At 41.1% G+C, this 15,888-nt stretch carries 17 protein-coding genes, 6 tRNA genes and 1 rRNA gene; 17 read left to right on the top strand and 7 right to left on the bottom strand.

Annotated features, from left to right (window positions below):
* Positions 1-41 precede the first annotated feature (41 nt).
* A complete protein-coding gene (locus tag PQ477_RS09075; RefSeq protein ID WP_144557524.1) occupies positions 42-569 on the bottom strand; it encodes an AAA family ATPase in 528 nt (175 codons plus the stop codon).
* 376 nt (positions 570-945) lie between these two features.
* Here PQ477_RS09075 and PQ477_RS09080 point away from each other — a divergent pair, with 376 nt between their 5' ends.
* Together PQ477_RS09080 and PQ477_RS09085 are read left to right on the top strand one after the other, a co-directional pair.
* On the top strand, positions 946-1,443 hold the full coding sequence (locus tag PQ477_RS09080) for a MepB family protein (protein WP_274273418.1): 498 nt from the start codon (positions 946-948) through the stop codon (positions 1,441-1,443).
* A gap of 350 nt (positions 1,444-1,793) precedes the next feature.
* On the top strand, positions 1,794-2,186 hold the full coding sequence (locus PQ477_RS09085) for a RidA family protein (protein WP_060704318.1): 393 nt from the start codon (positions 1,794-1,796) through the stop codon (positions 2,184-2,186).
* A 66-nt stretch (positions 2,187-2,252) separates the two neighbouring features.
* On the opposite strand, the gene PQ477_RS09090 is transcribed toward PQ477_RS09085, so the two are convergent.
* The 3 genes from PQ477_RS09090 to PQ477_RS09100 all read right to left on the bottom strand — a co-directional run bounded on the left by PQ477_RS09090 (position 2,253) and on the right by PQ477_RS09100 (position 3,727).
* Positions 2,253-2,975, bottom strand: a complete 723-nt coding sequence (locus PQ477_RS09090) for a DUF2812 domain-containing protein (RefSeq protein ID WP_035394457.1) — start codon at positions 2,973-2,975, stop codon at positions 2,253-2,255.
* A complete protein-coding gene (locus PQ477_RS09095; protein ID WP_035394455.1) occupies positions 2,972-3,289 on the bottom strand; it encodes a PadR family transcriptional regulator in 318 nt (105 codons plus the stop codon). Before PQ477_RS09095 ends, PQ477_RS09090 begins: the two co-directional genes overlap by 4 nt.
* A 93-nt stretch (positions 3,290-3,382) precedes the next feature.
* Positions 3,383-3,727 carry a hypothetical protein gene (locus PQ477_RS09100; RefSeq protein ID WP_144557534.1) on the bottom strand — a complete coding sequence of 115 codons (345 nt, stop codon included), beginning with the start codon at positions 3,725-3,727 and terminating at the stop codon, positions 3,383-3,385.
* Positions 3,728-4,052: 325 nt separating this feature from the next.
* On the opposite strand from PQ477_RS09100, the gene PQ477_RS09105 reads away from it, so the two are divergent.
* The gene (locus tag PQ477_RS09105; protein WP_274273419.1) at positions 4,053-4,793 is read left to right on the top strand and encodes a polysaccharide deacetylase family protein; all 741 of its coding nucleotides are present in this window, start codon (positions 4,053-4,055) and stop codon (positions 4,791-4,793) included.
* Positions 4,794-4,978: 185 nt separating this feature from the next.
* On the opposite strand, the gene PQ477_RS09110 is transcribed toward PQ477_RS09105, so the two are convergent.
* Positions 4,979-5,134 carry a YjcZ family sporulation protein gene (locus tag PQ477_RS09110; RefSeq protein WP_060704316.1) on the bottom strand — a complete coding sequence of 52 codons (156 nt, stop codon included), beginning with the start codon at positions 5,132-5,134 and terminating at the stop codon, positions 4,979-4,981.
* Positions 5,135-5,332: 198 nt separating this feature from the next.
* Between PQ477_RS09110 and PQ477_RS09115 the strand changes: the two genes are divergently transcribed.
* From PQ477_RS09115 to PQ477_RS09145, 7 genes are all read left to right on the top strand, one after another.
* A tRNA-Glu gene (locus PQ477_RS09115) sits at positions 5,333-5,404 on the top strand.
* Positions 5,405-5,454: 50 nt separating this feature from the next.
* A 5S ribosomal RNA gene (gene rrf / locus PQ477_RS09120) occupies positions 5,455-5,570 on the top strand.
* A gap of 61 nt (positions 5,571-5,631) precedes the next feature.
* Positions 5,632-5,707, top strand: a tRNA-Val gene (locus PQ477_RS09125).
* A gap of 14 nt (positions 5,708-5,721) precedes the next feature.
* Positions 5,722-5,806: transfer RNA gene (locus PQ477_RS09130), tRNA-Tyr, on the top strand.
* Between the two features lie 11 nt (positions 5,807-5,817).
* Positions 5,818-5,892 (top strand) — tRNA-Gln (locus PQ477_RS09135).
* Positions 5,893-5,894: 2 nt separating this feature from the next.
* Positions 5,895-5,967, top strand: a tRNA-Lys gene (locus PQ477_RS09140).
* Positions 5,968-6,002: 35 nt separating this feature from the next.
* Positions 6,003-6,075 (top strand) — tRNA-Ala (locus PQ477_RS09145).
* A 62-nt stretch (positions 6,076-6,137) separates the two neighbouring features.
* On the opposite strand, the gene PQ477_RS09150 is transcribed toward PQ477_RS09145, so the two are convergent.
* On the bottom strand, positions 6,138-6,314 hold the full coding sequence (locus tag PQ477_RS09150) for an aspartyl-phosphate phosphatase Spo0E family protein (RefSeq protein ID WP_148297262.1): 177 nt from the start codon (positions 6,312-6,314) through the stop codon (positions 6,138-6,140).
* Between the two features lie 152 nt (positions 6,315-6,466).
* Between PQ477_RS09150 and sigW the strand changes: the two genes are divergently transcribed.
* From sigW to glmM, 5 genes are all read left to right on the top strand, one after another.
* Entirely contained in the window at positions 6,467-7,030 is a 564-nt protein-coding gene (gene sigW, locus PQ477_RS09155) for an RNA polymerase sigma factor SigW (protein ID WP_055736611.1), read from the top strand.
* A 10-nt stretch (positions 7,031-7,040) separates the two neighbouring features.
* Entirely contained in the window at positions 7,041-7,700 is a 660-nt protein-coding gene (locus tag PQ477_RS09160; RefSeq protein ID WP_246117100.1) for a zf-HC2 domain-containing protein, read from the top strand.
* A 165-nt stretch (positions 7,701-7,865) separates the two neighbouring features.
* Positions 7,866-8,693, top strand: coding sequence for a diadenylate cyclase CdaA (gene cdaA / locus PQ477_RS09165; protein ID WP_035394450.1), 828 nt, complete (start codon positions 7,866-7,868; stop codon positions 8,691-8,693).
* Positions 8,686-9,912, top strand: a complete 1,227-nt coding sequence (locus PQ477_RS09170) for a CdaR family protein (RefSeq protein WP_274273420.1) — start codon at positions 8,686-8,688, stop codon at positions 9,910-9,912. Before cdaA ends, PQ477_RS09170 begins: the two co-directional genes overlap by 8 nt.
* Before the next feature lie 33 nt (positions 9,913-9,945).
* Positions 9,946-11,286, top strand: coding sequence for a phosphoglucosamine mutase (gene glmM / locus PQ477_RS09175; RefSeq protein ID WP_035394445.1), 1,341 nt, complete (start codon positions 9,946-9,948; stop codon positions 11,284-11,286).
* Between the two features lie 97 nt (positions 11,287-11,383).
* On the opposite strand, the gene PQ477_RS09180 is transcribed toward glmM, so the two are convergent.
* Entirely contained in the window at positions 11,384-11,596 is a 213-nt protein-coding gene (locus PQ477_RS09180; protein ID WP_349775505.1) for an RNHCP domain-containing protein, read from the bottom strand.
* Positions 11,597-12,024: 428 nt separating this feature from the next.
* On the opposite strand from PQ477_RS09180, the gene glmS reads away from it, so the two are divergent.
* Complete coding sequence (gene glmS, locus PQ477_RS09185; RefSeq protein WP_038475982.1) at positions 12,025-13,827, top strand: glutamine--fructose-6-phosphate transaminase (isomerizing); 1,803 nt, start codon at positions 12,025-12,027, stop codon at positions 13,825-13,827.
* Between the two features lie 105 nt (positions 13,828-13,932).
* Positions 13,933-15,858 (top strand): S9 family peptidase, encoded by a 1,926-nt coding sequence (locus tag PQ477_RS09190; protein ID WP_274273421.1) that lies wholly within the window; start codon positions 13,933-13,935, stop codon positions 15,856-15,858.
* The last annotated feature ends 30 nt before the right edge of the window (positions 15,859-15,888 follow it).

Genomic DNA, 15,888 nt, shown 5'->3' on the forward strand with positions numbered 1-15,888 from the left:
CATCTTATGAATTTCTAAATGAATTTGCCCAAACATTTCTTTTAATAGGTAAACCTGGTATCGTCTCTAATAGTTGAAAGGACTTCATTCAAGGCTGAGGGGTGTATAGAGGTTGTATCATACACAAAGCGTTGATCAATCTTCTTCCTTGTGAACATTTCTGCTAATTCTAAACACCTTGCACCCATCTGATGTTCTTTTTCTCTTAAAGCGTCTCTTCTTATGAGTTCAGCGCGATCGACCCATAAGACAACATACTTTATCTCAACATCTTTAACATGGGAACAAAGTTTACGAGAAAATGTTTCTACTTCTTCTGGAAAGGCGACGTAATCTATAATGACATGCTTGCGCGCTTGAACGAAATTAATACTTAAATCAGCAATATTTTCCCAAGTGAGTGTTAATGATTCCTCGCTTTCCCATGGTGGGACATAGCCACCAACGACCATATGATGAATGAGATCACCTTTAATGTAAGCACTGTGATGAAACTGTTTTGCGAGTTTGTTGGAAGTAGTCGATTTGCCAACGCCTGCTGGTCCAGAAATAATATAGATTTGAGTCATTCGTTTATCACCTTTTCTTTAATAGTCGTCATTGTGGTTTAGAAGTCATGACAAAGAATGTAGCTACTGAGAGTATTCTAAATGCGTGTGTTCTTATCATGTAGGATTGCTTTTTTATCACACATTTCTCCCTATGTTGTTTGTTCTTTACACTTTATTCCCAAGCGGCTTATCGATAAACGTGTATTATTGTTTAAGTATTCCGTTTATTTTGATGTATACTCTGATTATAAATTTATTCCCAAGCGGCTTATCGATAAACGTGTATTATTGTTTAAGTATTCCGTTTATTTTGATGTATACTCTGATTATAAACGGGATCCGTATAAATTTAAATACAAGAGCTGAGTAAAGGAATCAATTGGAGGCGTGATGGGTGAAAAATTTTTATGAATCTCTTTCTTATATAAACGACACAATCTATAAACCGATTGGATTATCAATTGAACGTGCACAAGGAGAAGAGCAGAACTCAAGATATGGAGCTGGTACATTCCGAACTCTTCATAAAACCATACGATTTAGAGTTGCGAATAACACACCAAACAAGATTGGCCAGTTTGTTGCTGTTTGGAAAAAGGATGACGCAAACAAAAATAGACCGTATACGTACGGTGAAGCACTCGATTTATTCGTTGTTACGGTATTTAAAAATCACTTCGAATTTGGTCAGTTCGTATTTCCGAAAGACATTCTTGTGAAAAAGAACCTTTTGAAAACAGATACAACAAAAGGAAAAATGGGGTTTCGAGTATATCCTGAATGGGACAGGCCGGTGAGTAAGCAAGGGTTGAAAACACAAGAGTGGCAGATGCCTTATTTTGTTTATATGAATGAGCAGAAAAGAGCCGAGATACTAAAATTGTACGCTTGATGGATGGATCAGAAGTCGATGTAAGCTACATTGTACAAAGCCTTATGAATCGCTAGAAATTCTAGTAAACCGTGACGACAAACCGAGCTATAGAGGGTATTAGTCAAGAAAACCTCTGTAGTTATATAAAGGTTGCTATTCTAAAACGTTCTTGGTACAGTTATGACTATCTATTACCTTCACTATAAAGAAAGGGAGTGTCTATACCGTGAAAAAGAAAATACTGGGCTTTTTATCGATGGGTTATGGGTACTCGACTGCTGTTTTTTATTGAGTAGACAGAAATTGGTGAGGTCTGTCTAATGAATATAAGAATACGCAGAAAAATTTATAGTGAATGAGGTCATGTTATGAAGAAAATTAGTCGAAATAATCCTGATTCTATGCCCAAACCGGTAGGGAATTATAGTCATGTTACGAGGGTACCAAAAGGTGCTGAGTTGATTGTAACATCAGGGCAAGTGGGCACGGATATGAATGGAGAAGTCCCTCGACAGTTAAACGACCAAGTAACGAATACATTTGCCAATATGAAAAAGGTTCTCGAATCCGAGGGGTTATCACACGATAGCGTCATCAAAGTAAATATTTGGGCGACGGAAGAAATTGATTGGGACTATTTTTACATGAAATGGGATGAATGGTTTCAAGGTGAATATCCTTCCATGACCATTGCTTATATCTCAGCATTAGGGTTGCCTGAATTAAAGATCGAAATCGAATTATGGTGTGCAGAGATTTAATGTAAAAAAGGAACAGCCAGAAGCTGTTCCTTTTTGTATGCTCAAGGTTCCGCAAACGAGTATGGCCTACGCTTTTTTTCCTTTTCGTTTTTGTAAGAGTGATTGAATGATCCAAATGGTGGTTGGTAGGATAATGGCGCCGGCGACCATAGAGAACAAAATGCCTATTGGATTGTTTAAGTCACTGAAAAAAAAGATAAATAGGAGGCATCCTACTAAAACCAAAGGGACGATGGCTCTTGTCATAGCGACAAGTCGGTGTTTCTCTTCAACCACCCATTTATTCTTAAATATGGTTAAAACCGTCCAAAGTATTGGAATGGTTATTGCACTTAAAGAAATTGCCGCAATGGCAAATAGAATCATGGGTAATCCTGAGGTCATAGAAAAACCGGTCCAAGTAATCGCTGTTAAGATAAGTAGTGATAAAGCTATCCATTTAAGTGGGTTTCCTAAATGTTGATGTTTTTCAACAACTGTTTCACGATCGCTATAAATAGGTTTAGTTCCGGGAAGTGCTCTAAACAGGTGTATATCGCTATTAGAAGAAACATGCGTCCATCCTGAAGATGCAAAGAAATCAACATACTCCTCACGCTCTTCTTCTTTAATTGTGCGGTAGTCCACGCTGTATATATAGTCAGCGCTCTGACCCTTCTCGAGCAAGTAGCCCATGAATTTAAACTTAGTAACATGCCATCCCTTTAATGAATAGCGACGTAATTTCTCCATGTCGCGTTCCTCAGCAAATGCTAAGCCACCTGATGTAATGTATTTTGTTTGACTCATTTTTCGACCTCCTCCAATCCAGTTTCGGCTAAATGAACCATTACTTTTCTAAGCTTGATTTCTTCCTTTAAAATTTCTTTTCCTTTTGCAGTAAGCAAGTATGTTTTGCGTCTTGAATCTGTACCATCATGTAAATAAATCCATTCTAGTTTTAATAGCTTCTTAATAATGGTGTACATTGATGCAGGTCCTATCGTAATCATCCCATTCGTTGTTTCTTCAATTAAGCTCATGATGGCGTAACCATGACGTGGGCTCGTTAATGAGGCCATAATATAGAACATGGAATCGGTTAGTTGCTCGTTTGTTTTCATCTACTCACCTTCTTATTTATATCGTTTTGTGATATATCTATGTATAATATATCGTAATGTGATATATATGTCAATTAGAAAATAAGAAGGGTGCTACAGCTGAAACTGCAGCACCTCTTCTACGTCTGCTACCAAGAGAATGAAGGAGTCGATGTCTTCTAAAAGCACGCCAGACTCGTCTAATCGTTTTTTAACGTTGCTTAACGAAATCCCGAATGATTGTGGTGTTGAGGTGATAAGCAAATCGTTCATGGTAATGGTGATGTTCATGGCGTCTGGATCAAACGCTTCTCGTTCTTGTTTGTTAAAGGGGGCATGAATCGAAATGGTGACAGTCTCTTGTTCGTAGTCGAGTAAGTTCAGGCTTTTTACAGGAATGACAAACCAAATCGGTACTTGCTTGCCATCATAATAGTCATAGTAGACGGTATACGTCATCACTCAACATCCTTTGTCACTGTATTTTCTTCTTATTTTACTCTTTTCCTGACTGATAATCCTGTGTTTCATCAGAGTTTTAAACGGGAAAAGGACATTCGAGGTGACGAGATGGGTGAATTGGTAATCATCAAATACTGTGGTTTTTGTGATGCGCCGTTACGAAAAAATGGGCGTTGCAAAAATTGCGGGCGAGATCGTGGTCAGTTTTTACATAGAAAAACGTAGAGCGTCGTTATAACGGCAGCTCTTTTTTTATGCAGAGAACATAAAAAAGAATGAAGTGGCAAAAGCTAGAGCATATCTATAAAAAGGAGTCTTTTTAATGATGAAGAATCGAATGGTAGCTGCTTTGTTCATGTTAACGGTGTTCGGAATTGGTTTATTTGGTAGTGAACAAGCTCATGCACAGATTGTTCCAATACCCGCCTTGCAAGATGAATTCCCCGGATCTGTATTCGCACACGGAGATCGTGAAAGTAAGAGAATTGCGTTAACATTTGACGATGGTCCTGATCCCCGCTTTTCTGGAAAAGTATTAGATAAACTGGAGCAGTATAATGTTCCTGCAACATTCTTTGTCTTGGGAATGCGAGCGAATGAAGACCCTGAGTTACTTAGTCGAATTCAAGCTGGAGGACATGAAATTGCTAATCATACTTACTCGCACCCAAATTTGACCGACAAAAGTGTGACTGAACTTGAGCAGGAAGTCAATCAAACGAATGATGCGATTGAAAGTATAACAGGGAATACACCGAAGTTATTCCGTCCTCCTTATGGGTTCATTACGAGAGAACAAGCGGAACGTCTCGTCACCTTAGGCTATTCCATTATTGGTTGGGATGTAGATACACTTGATTGGTCCGGTATTCCTGCAAGCGAAGTGACGGACACAGTCTTACAGGATACGCAAGCTGGTAGTATTATTTTAATGCATGATGGTGGAGACGTTGATACGGCGAATCCGGAAATTTACTCAGCAGATGCTCTTGATGCCATCATCCCAGCATTGCAAGGTCAAGGATACACGTTTGTGACCGTTTCTGAATTAATCGGACAGTAAGAAAAACCACGTTGTGTCAGTGCAACGTGGTTTTTAAGTCATTCGGATGTAGATTCCTTCCAGTTTTTAAACACATGTGGATAAAGAGGGGTGATTGATGTGTCTTGAATGCACCAAAAACAACCGGCTCTACAAAGAGCCGGTTGTGTTGGCAAACGTATCAGCGCTTGCGTGGGGTGCACGAGTTATTTTACGTAAGCCGCTCCAATGATAATCAAAAGAATGAATAAGACAACGATTAGCGCGAATCCGCCACCGTAACTGCCGCCACCGCCACAAGTACCGCCTACTGGTCCGTAGCCGTAACCTTCACAGCCGTAACCTCCGCCGTAGTAACCCATGTGTGTACACCACCTTTGTGTTAGGATACTATACCCTATGCAAGAATCGCTTTTTGGCGACAAAACTGGGCGATGATTTTACGATTGTATAAGGATGAAGAAAGTAGCCTATACTAGCAAAGGGATTGATTAAAAAAAATATAAAAAAACAGTTGCACAGAGAGAATCCATTTGTTATTATATAACTTGTCAGTAAGCGGCCCGTTGGTCAAGCGGTTAAGACACCGCCCTTTCACGGCGGTAACACGGGTTCGAATCCCGTACGGGTCATTGTGAATTTTCTGGTTTACAATCGACTTACTGAGGGTATAATCTATAGGTCTGGTGGCAATAGCAAAGAGGTCACACCCGTTCCCATGCCGAACACGGTCGTTAAGCTCTTTTGCGCCGATGGTAGTTGGGGGCTTCCCCCTGTGAGAGTAGGACGTTGCCAGGCTTACATAGTTTCATTAATTGACGAATAGAAGCAGAAATGTTGCTTACTTGCAGTCATATTTGGAGGATTAGCTCAGCTGGGAGAGCACCTGCCTTACAAGCAGGGGGTCGGCGGTTCGATCCCGTCATCCTCCACCATACTTTCCATATGTGGAGGGGTAGCGAAGTGGCTAAACGCGGCGGACTGTAAATCCGCTCCCTCCGGGTTCGGCGGTTCGAATCCGTCCCCCTCCACCATTTTCTATGATTGGGCTATAGCCAAGCGGTAAGGCAACGGATTTTGATTCCGTCATTCCCTGGTTCGATCCCAGGTAGCCCAGCCATCGAGCCATTAGCTCAGTTGGTAGAGCATCTGACTTTTAATCAGAGGGTCGAAGGTTCGAATCCTTCATGGCTCATCCTAAAACGACTTGTATAAGTCGTTTTTTGTTAAGGGGCCTTAGCTCAGCTGGGAGAGCGCCTGCTTTGCACGCAGGAGGTCAGCGGTTCGATCCCGCTAGGCTCCATTTTCATAAAGAAAAGCGACCAGCATGCTGGTCGCTTTTTTGTTTATTATAGGTTCATTCATTTAGTCACAAGGCGTATTGGAAAGGTTTTCGTATTGATTGAGTAGGCTATCAAGTTTCCGACTCAATTGTAGCATATGTGGTGAATTCAGTGAGTACGATGATGCTGAAACGTTTAGTTCCATTCGTACGTCTTCTATTGAACGCGATAATGGATCAACAAGGTGCACATTCGACATAGCCATACCTCCCTTTCTTTATTAAGGAACAATTCGGTACTAAAATAGAAAAATCCTTCCAAATTTAAGAAAAAAGTTAATTTTTCTGTTATTATAAAAAACGAAACTTTATTCTAGAGTGTTCCGTAAGTTAAATGTAGGTAGGGGATGTCATGGATTCGTTAACAAAGCGCTTAATTTCGGAAATTAAACAGGGTGATGACCAAGCATTCGCAGAATTAGTTGACCTTTACAAGGACAAAGTCTATCAAGTGGCCTATCGAATGGTCGGTCATCCTCAAGAAGCGCAGGACGTTGCACAAGAAGCATTTTTAAGAGTATATACAAATTTAGAAAAGTATGATGTGAATCGAAAATTTTCTACTTGGCTTTTCAGGATTGCTACGAATGTAGCGATTGATCGATTAAGAAAGCGAAAACCGGACTTTTATTTACAGGACAAGGTCAAGGGAACAGAAGATATTACGTATGAATCACAGTTGGCAGCCACCGATGATTTACCAGAGGATCAAGTTGTCCAATTCGAATTACAAGATTGGATTCAAGCTGAAATTAATCATTTACCACCTAAATACCGTACAGCTATTATATTAAAGTACTTAGAAGATTTATCTTTAAAAGAAATTAGCGATATTATGGATTTACCAGTCGCAACAGTAAAGACAAGAATTCATCGAGGTCGTGAAGCGTTACGTAAACGCATGCGCCATGTTTAAATAAGGAGGAGTGACACATATTATGGATTGTCATTCTTACAATGAACTGATACACATTTATCTTGACGGGGATGCAACACCAGAGCAAAAAGCGGAGTTGTATGCGCATATGGACATGTGTCCCGAATGTAAAACACATGTAAACGAGCTGAAAAAAGCCATTGCCTTTATTCAAAGCTCGTCTCATATAGAAGCGCCGTCTCATTTTACGACAAGTGTCATGGCCAATTTACCTAAAAAGAAAAAGCGTGCCCCTAAGGTGAAACGGTTGTTTAAAAAGCACCCGATTCTTGTTGCTGCTGCCGTGTTTTTCTTAATGATGTCAACAGCTGTTTTCTCCACTTGGACTCAAAATGACAGCATTGTTGTATCTGGAAATGGACCGTTTGTTATTGATAAAGTAAATGGTGTTGTTACTGTTCCGGAAGGTGCAGTGATTGATGGGGATCTCATGGTAAGGAACGGTACGCTGCAATTAGATGGTGAAGTGCGCGGGGATGTATTGTTATTAAACAGTTCTTTTGATAAAGATTCGCTTTATGCATCGCCTAATCAAGTGACAGGGGATATTGAAGAAGTGGACCAATTCCTTCACTGGATTTGGTTCAATACAAAGGATTTCTTTACAGATGTTTTTTCTTTCTTTGACGATAGCGGTTCAAATGAGTAATTGTAGGGAAGAGTAAAAGAACATGGAGTTTCTGTGTAAAACGGGAACTCCTTTAGTTTTTTATGAAACTAATGGTATAATGATAACGTTTGACACAATGCCGTTTAGTTTCTTAAAGATATGTCAAAGGTGTAAAGAAGAGTTTGTTTATGTGGAGGGGCGGATATGTTTTCTGCTAATCTTGAAAATTTTCCCTGGCTCGTATATATCGGACAAATTGTCGATATTTTACTTGTTACATACGTTGTCTATAAATTAATTATGATTATACGTGGCACCCGTGCCGTTCAATTGGTAAAAGGGATTGTTGCCATTTTTATTGTGTGGTTTATTAGTAATTTCTTAGGTTTGAGTACGTTAGAGTTTATTACAAGGCAGACGGCAACGTTTGGTTTGTTAGCGATTATTATTATTTTTCAACCAGAACTTCGTAGAGGTCTTGAGCAACTTGGACGTAGTCGACTCTTTAATAGCCGATCGGCTCAAAAGGATGATGCACTCAAGCCCACCATTGAAGCGCTTGTTAAAGCTACAGTCTATATGGGTAAGCGTAGAATCGGGGCACTCATCTCCATTGAGCGTGAGACTGGTTTAAATGATTATGCGGAAACGGGTATACCGCTAAATGCCCATGTATCATCGGAGCTTTTGATTAATTTGTTTATTCCTAATACACCGTTGCATGACGGAGCGATTGTATTAAAAAATGATAAAATTCTTGCGGCCGGTTGTTATTTACCGTTATCTGAAGATAGCTCGATTTCGAAAGAACTAGGCACGAGGCACAGAGCAGCCCTCGGTGTAAGTGAAGTAACGGATGCTTTAACGATTATCGTATCAGAGGAGACAGGTGCGATTTCCATATCGAAGCGAGGTACGCTTTATCGAGATTTAACAAAGGAACAATTGCAAGATTTGTTAGAGCAAAATTTATTAAAGCCTTCAACAGCCACCGACAACCGTTGGCAGTGGGGAGGTAAAAAAGATGGATAAGATGCTAAATAGTATTTGGTTTGTAAGAATATTAGCGTTTTTTATTGCCTTAATGCTGTTTTTTATGGTGAATCAGAATACGATTGGGTCGCCATCTTTATTGCCGGATGCCCCGAATGCACCTTATGTATTAGAAGATGAGCCGCTAGTGGTCCTTTACGATGAAGAGCGCTTCGAGCTAGTTGAAGAGCCTGGAACAGTAGATGTGGAGCTTCGTGGTTCCCAAGTATCATTATCGTTATTCCAAATTACAAGTAATCGATCGACTGAAGTTTTTGTTGATGCATCTGAAATAGAAGAAGAGGGAAGGCACCAACTTGCCGTTAGTCATCGGAACTTCCCGAGCGACTTATCTGTTACGGTGGAACCGCAAGTCGTATCCATTACATTGAGAGAGCGGCAAACGGCTTCATTTCCCGTTGAAGTTCAGCTAGAGAATGAAGATGATATTGGTGAAGACCGCTCTCTAGGGACGCCAATTGTAAGCCCTCTTAACGTGAATGTTACGGCAAATCGAGAAACCATACAGGCAATAGAAGATGTGCTTGTATATGTCGATTTAACAGATGCAAATGAATCGATAGAAGACGAATACCCTGTTCATTTTTATAATGAAAATGGTCATCAGTTAGATGTTCAATCAGATCCGCAGTTTGTTACTGTAACGGTTCCTTTAACAAGCCCGAATAAGCTCGTCCCCATCAAAATTATTCGAGAAGGGGAGCTGCCTGATGGTTTAAGTTTTGAAGATGTGACGGTTTATCCAAATGAAGTAACGGTGTATGGTTCAACTGATGACATTGAGGCAGTTGATTTTGTTGAGAGTGAGCCGATTGATTTGAGTGAACTGAATGAAAGCGGAGAATTAACAATTGGTTTAGAGGCCCCTAATGACGTAGAGAGAATTGACCCTGAAGAAGTGACGGTAGCGTTTACGTTAGCGGAAGAAGAAGAGATGGCATTTGAGTCCGTTCCAATTGTCATCACAGGAAATGATTCGAGCGTTAATTTTGACACAGATGCAGCGACGACTGTGAATGTGACAGCCTTTGGTTCTCAATCTAGATTAGAGGAATTAATTGAGAGTGATATTCAAGTAAGTGTGGATGCGACTGGTTCTTATGAAGGAGAGCAAACCCTTCCTTTAAGTGTCACAGGTCCATCATACATTCGCTTTGAGCTAGATAACGATGAAACCGTGTTGCGCTTTAATGAATAGTGTGTAACAGTGTGTAGAAGAAGGAGCGATACAATGGGTAAATATTTTGGAACAGACGGCGTACGAGGTGTAGCGAATACAGAATTAACACCTGAGCTAGCATTTAAGCTTGGCCGCGCTGGAGGCTATGTTTTAACAAAAAAAGCAACGCAACCAAAAGTATTAATTGGTAGAGATACACGGATATCTGGAGAAATGCTTGAAGCGGCCTTAGTGTCGGGGTTAGTTTCCATTGGTGTGGAAGTGATGCGAATCGGCGTGATTTCAACGCCTGGAGTGGCATTCCTAACGAAACAACTGAGCGCGACGGCAGGTGTTATGATTTCTGCTTCTCATAATCCAGTTGAAGACAATGGGATTAAATTCTTTGGATCAGATGGATTTAAACTTTTAGATGCACAGGAAGAAGAAATTGAGGCACTTATCGATAGTGAAGATACAATGCCGAGACCAATTGGAGCAGCACTGGGGCAGATTAATGACTACTTTGAAGGTGCGCAGAAATACATGCAATTCCTAAAACAAACCGTCCAGGGGGATTTTGAAGGCATTCATGTCGCAATTGACTGTGCAAATGGATCGGCTTCATCTTTGGCGACGCACGTACTAGCTGATTTAGAAGCTGATATTTCTTCAATGGGTGCATCTCCTGACGGGACAAATATTAACAACTGTTGTGGCTCAACCCATCCAGAAGAATTAGCAAAGCTCGTAGTGGAAAAGCAAGCGGATATTGGGCTCGCTTTTGATGGTGACGCGGATCGATTAATTGCAGTTGATGAAAAAGGAACGATCGTTGATGGTGATCAAATTATGTTCATCGTTGCGAAGCATTTTAGTGAGCAAGGCAAATTGAACAATAATACGGTTGTCGCAACTGTTATGAGTAACCTTGGTTTTCATAAAGGATTGGAAGCGAAAGGCATTCAAACCAAGCAAACGGCTGTAGGAGATCGATACGTCATGGAAGAGATGCGTAAAGGGAACTACAACCTAGGCGGCGAACAGTCTGGTCATATTATTTTTCTTGAGCATAATACAACGGGAGATGGCTTGTTATCAGGTGTCCAGCTCATTCAAATTATGAAGCAAACAGGCAAACCGTTATCCGAGCTTGCTGGAGAGATGGAAACGTTTCCCCAATGCCTCATAAACGTACGCGTAACAGACCGTGATGCGGTAAAAGAAAATGAGCGCGTAAAAGAAATCATTGCTGAAGTGGAAGCTGAAATGGACGGAGAAGGGCGCGTGCTCGTGCGCCCCTCTGGTACGGAGCCACTTGTACGGGTTATGGTGGAAGCGAAAACCGACGAATTATGCGAGAACTATGTAAATCGAATTGTCGATGTAGTAAAAGAAGAACTTGGTGAGTAAAGAAAAGAAAAAGAGCATTCTCTGTATTTCAGAGAATGCTCTTTTTTAATAATAACGGCTTAATCGTATATCAGGCTGGTCGGTGTTTGTTGCCACTTTATTTAGCTGTTTCTTTCCGCACGTTACACATACATGGATAAGTTGGTAGCCTTTTTTGTATGGTAGTGCAATGCTGTGGTTCCATTAAGCCGCCACACGTACTAGCCCGATCTCCGGGAATGATGTCTTGGTGCTTTGAGTATAAGCAAAATGGACAGTGATTTCTGTAACTGCCATTAGCTCTGGTAATAGATGCTCTTATGGGGCACAGTCGTTAGGCATCGTCCCCTCGCAGGGCGGAAAGCGTGAAAGAGCATAGATTCATGACATCAGCTCCTTTACCGTTATGATTATAGCAATCCTAAAGCACCTTTTGAAGACACACGCATAAAGTAAAATTGTGAAGAACCATTGAACATAATTGACGACGGTTCTTCCATCCTATATGATGAATCTTGTATGATTGGATAAGACTCATACAAAAAGCGCCAGGACTGACATGAGGTCAGTTGACGAGGAGAGGGCTAATCGATAATCGGCGGGTTCCCTCCGGCTGCGTGTGACAGCCGTAAGCTTTTGTAAAAAACAGTAAGGTGACTTAGTGTACAAAAACAAAAGCCGCACACACATACAAAAACAAAGAGTGGGGGTAAGTCTGCCCCTGCGGTGATTTACTCCCACGTCGGGAGGATATTTACTATGTGTGGAATTGTTGGTTACATCGGAAATGAAGATGCAAAAGAGATCTTGTTGAACGGACTTGAAAAGCTGGAGTATCGTGGTTATGACTCGGCTGGTATTGCAGTTCGTACAGAAGACGGCATGCATGTCTTTAAGGAAAAAGGACGAATTGCGACATTGCGTGACGCTGTTGATATGGATGTTGAGACGACTGTCGGGATTGGTCACACACGTTGGGCGACCCATGGTGTACCAAGTCAGTTGAATGCCCATCCTCATCAAAGCTCTACTGAACGCTTTACCCTGGTTCACAATGGTGTCATTGAGAACTATCAACAAATGAAGCGTGAGTATCTTCAAGATGTACAGTTACAAAGTGACACGGACACGGAAGTAATTGTTCAGTTCATTGAACAGCTTTCTAAAGATGGCTTAACAACAGAAGCTGCAGTAAGCAAAGCGCTCTCCATGATGAAGGGTTCTTATGCGATTGCGCTTCTCGATAAAGAAGAGCCAGAGACTATTTTTGTAGGCAAAAATAAAAGCCCACTGCTTATTGGTGTTGGAGACGGTGTAAACGTTATTGCGTCGGATGCCATGGCGATGCTAAATGTGACCGATCAGTTTGTTGAAATTATGGATGAAGAGCTTGTGCTTGTTAAGCGTGATAGCATTGAAATTAAAACTCTTTCTGGAGAGGTTCAAAGCCGTAAGCCTTACACAGCAGAGCTAGATGCAAGCGATATCGAAAAAGGCACGTATGATCATTTTATGCTAAAAGAAATTGACGAGCAGCCTATTGTGATTCGTAACATTATCCAGAAATATCAACATGAAGATGGTTCAACACGTTTGGATGCAGATATCCGTGCTGCGATGCAACAGGCAGATCGTATCTACGTCATTGCGGCAGGAACAAGCTACCACGCTGGTCTTGTCGGAAAGCAATTGCTTGAGCAAGTGGCGAATAAGCCTACAGAAGTGCATATTGCAAGTGAATTTTTGTACAATATGCCGTTATTATCTCAAAATCCACTCTTTGTGTTTATTTCTCAAAGTGGTGAAACAGCAGACTCTCGCGGTGTGCTTGTAGATGTGAAGAAAAAAGGGCATCGTACGTTAACGATTACGAACGTGCCAGGCTCAACGCTATCGCGAGAAGCCGACTTCACGCTTCACACATTTGCAGGACCAGAAATTGCTGTCGCATCAACAAAAGCTTATACAGCGCAAATGGCTGTTCTAACGCTTCTTGCTGTAGACACAGCGTATGCAGCAGGTCGTACACTTGATTTTGATCCTATTCAAGAACTAGGGATAGCGGCGAACGCAATGGAAGCTCTTTGTAACCAAAAAGACGAGTTCGAAAAAATTGCTCGTGATTATTTATCTGTGACACGTAATGCATTCTTTATTGGACGTGCGTCTGATTATTACGTAGCGTTAGAAGGTGCTTTAAAGCTTAAGGAAATCTCCTATATTCAAGCAGAAGGCTTTGCTGGTGGAGAGCTGAAGCATGGTACGATTGCGTTAATTGAAGATGGAACACCGGTTATTGCTCTTGCCACGAATGAGCATGTAAATTTAAGCATCCGTGGAAATGTACAGGAAGTGGTTAGCCGAGGCGCTGCTGCTGTGATCATTTCAATGGAAGGTCTTGACCAAGAAGGTGATGCAGTCGTGTTGCCACGTGTGCACGAAAGCATTGCGCCACTTGTATCCGTTATACCAACACAATTGATTGCGTACTATGCAGCGCTGCATAGAGGTTGTGACGTTGATAAGCCAAGAAACTTAGCGAAAAGTGTAACAGTAGAATAGGATTGCATGTATGAACCCCTTTAGATACGATGGTCTAAAGGGGTATTTCTTTATCGTTTGTTAAGTGAAAATTAAAATAAAAGTAAAGTGAGGGGGTTAACAACAATGAATGTAAGCGGTTATTTAAGTGTTGAAGAATTGGTTTCAATGCCAACTCTATTCTCAGGAACCATCAGTGAAGACGGGAAGCAGGTAGCATTTATGAAAAGAACGGCTAACTGGGAAACTGATCGATATGACCAAACCATTTGGATTTATGAAAAGAAGAAAAATCGAACATACCCATTCATGACAGGTAGGAATGACTGTACACAACCACTGTGGTCGCCTAATGGAAAGCAGATCGCGTACCTTTGTTCTGTCGAAAAGGAAAACCATAAGCAACACCAGATCATCGTTCAATCACTGGATTCCGGCTATTCCTTACTCGTGACAAATGTAAAAGAAGCCATCCATTCATTTAAATGGGCGCCGAATGGGAACGGTATTTTTTATCGGGCATCCGTAAATAGGCCAGAATGGAGGAAGAAGTGTTACGAGTCAGAGACAGATATGCAGTATGTAGGGAAGGATTATCAAAATGACGGTCTTTACTATGTGCACCTAGGAGAAGACCGTTCGACTCTTCTAACCAATCCAGACAAGTCTCATGTTCATCAATTTGATGTTTCACATGATGGAAATAAAGTTGTCTATATGGCTACCCCTACTCCGGATAATGAAGAATACATAAATGGAGAACTCTTTATCGTTGACGTAAAAACAAGAGAGACGAGAAGGCTGCAAACGAATAAACTGTTAGGGGGAACGGTGTGCTTTTCTCCTGATGATAAAAAGATTTGTTATACAGCAAGTGTTAAGAACAAAGACTTTTACCAAAATCAAATTCAAGATCAAACCGTTGAAATCTATGAGCTTGGAAGTGGTAAAAGAACACAACCTCTAATCAATGTAGATAGTACAACAACGCCATTACGATGGACAGAGAAGGGTCTTTTTATTCGATGGCAGCATAAAACCCATTATCTGATAGGGATGCTTTCAGAGAATGGTTCAGTAGAGGTAATAAGTAAAGATAGAGATAGAGTCGTGATGGAGGCGGCTATAACGAAAAGTGGAGAGAATATCTCTTATATAAGTGCAAACCTTAACGAAACGTTTGATGTTTATGTAGATGGTTTAAAAGTGACGAGTGAGAATGATGTTTTTCATGAAAGAGTTAAGAGTAAAAGGAGGATCATTTCTTGGCTAAATCGTGATGGTGATGAAGTAGAAGGGGTATTAACGACTCCAGTAAATATTGACGATAATAAACAGTACCCCTTACTAGTGGCTGCTCATGGTGGGCCTGCTTGGGCGTCTTTCCCGATTTTTTCAGGTTGTTTTAACGAAAAATACCCAATCGAAATGTTTATTGAGAAAGGATTTATCGTGTTAGAGCCTAATTACAGAGGGAGTTCAGGATATGGAAATGCGTTCTTGAAGGCAAATTTCAAGAAATTAGGTTTTACTTATTACGACGATGTTATTTCAGGGGTTGATTTCCTTGTGAAAAAAGGACTGGTCGATCAAGATCGAGTTGGTGTAATGGGGTGGAGCAACGGCGGCTACGTATCTGCTTTTTGTGCTACATTCAGCCAGCAATTTAAAGCGGCTTCAGTTGGTGGCGGGATTACAAACTGGTATACCCATTATGTCCATACTGACATCCCATTCGTTATTCGGTCTTACTTTGGTGCTGATCCGTGGAAAGAACCAGAAATCTATCGTAAGACGTCGCCCACTACATACCTATCAACAGCTTCCACCCCGGTGTTGATTCAGCATGGTGAAAAAGATCTAAGGGTGCCAGTAGTAAATGGCTACGAGCTTTACAAAGGTTTGAAAGATCAAGGGGTTGCTACGGACTTTATCGTGTATCATGGCATGGCCTATCAGTCTGAGAAGCCAAGCATGAGCGTTGCAATTATGAATCAGAACCTTGCCTGGTTTTCGCACTATCTTTTAGGTGAAGAAATGGATGCTCCTTGATTAAACGCTGGTGTCGAGATAACTAGTAGT

It is taken from the genome of Shouchella hunanensis (assembly GCF_028735875.1).
GTDB lineage: Bacteria > Bacillota > Bacilli > Bacillales > Bacillaceae_D > Shouchella > Shouchella hunanensis.

Coding starts and splice junctions, on each gene's coding strand:
- PQ477_RS09075 (WP_144557524.1), bottom strand. CDS start 569: ATGACTCAAATCTATATTATTTCTGGACCAGCAGGCGTTGGCAAATCG.
- PQ477_RS09095 (WP_035394455.1), bottom strand. CDS start 3,289: ATGAAAACAAACGAGCAACTAACCGATTCCATGTTCTATATTATGGCC.
- PQ477_RS09170 (WP_274273420.1), top strand. CDS start 8,686: ATGGATAAGATGCTAAATAGTATTTGGTTTGTAAGAATATTAGCGTTT.
- cdaA (WP_035394450.1), top strand. CDS start 7,866: ATGTTTTCTGCTAATCTTGAAAATTTTCCCTGGCTCGTATATATCGGA.
- PQ477_RS09085 (WP_060704318.1), top strand. CDS start 1,794: ATGAAGAAAATTAGTCGAAATAATCCTGATTCTATGCCCAAACCGGTA.
- sigW (WP_055736611.1), top strand. CDS start 6,467: ATGGATTCGTTAACAAAGCGCTTAATTTCGGAAATTAAACAGGGTGAT.
- PQ477_RS09090 (WP_035394457.1), bottom strand. CDS start 2,975: ATGAGTCAAACAAAATACATTACATCAGGTGGCTTAGCATTTGCTGAG.
- glmM (WP_035394445.1), top strand. CDS start 9,946: ATGGGTAAATATTTTGGAACAGACGGCGTACGAGGTGTAGCGAATACA.
- PQ477_RS09105 (WP_274273419.1), top strand. CDS start 4,053: ATGATGAAGAATCGAATGGTAGCTGCTTTGTTCATGTTAACGGTGTTC.
- PQ477_RS09190 (WP_274273421.1), top strand. CDS start 13,933: ATGAATGTAAGCGGTTATTTAAGTGTTGAAGAATTGGTTTCAATGCCA.
- PQ477_RS09110 (WP_060704316.1), bottom strand. CDS start 5,134: ATGGGTTACTACGGCGGAGGTTACGGCTGTGAAGGTTACGGCTACGGA.
- PQ477_RS09150 (WP_148297262.1), bottom strand. CDS start 6,314: ATGTCGAATGTGCACCTTGTTGATCCATTATCGCGTTCAATAGAAGAC.
- glmS (WP_038475982.1), top strand. CDS start 12,025: ATGTGTGGAATTGTTGGTTACATCGGAAATGAAGATGCAAAAGAGATC.
- PQ477_RS09100 (WP_144557534.1), bottom strand. CDS start 3,727: ATGACGTATACCGTCTACTATGACTATTATGATGGCAAGCAAGTACCG.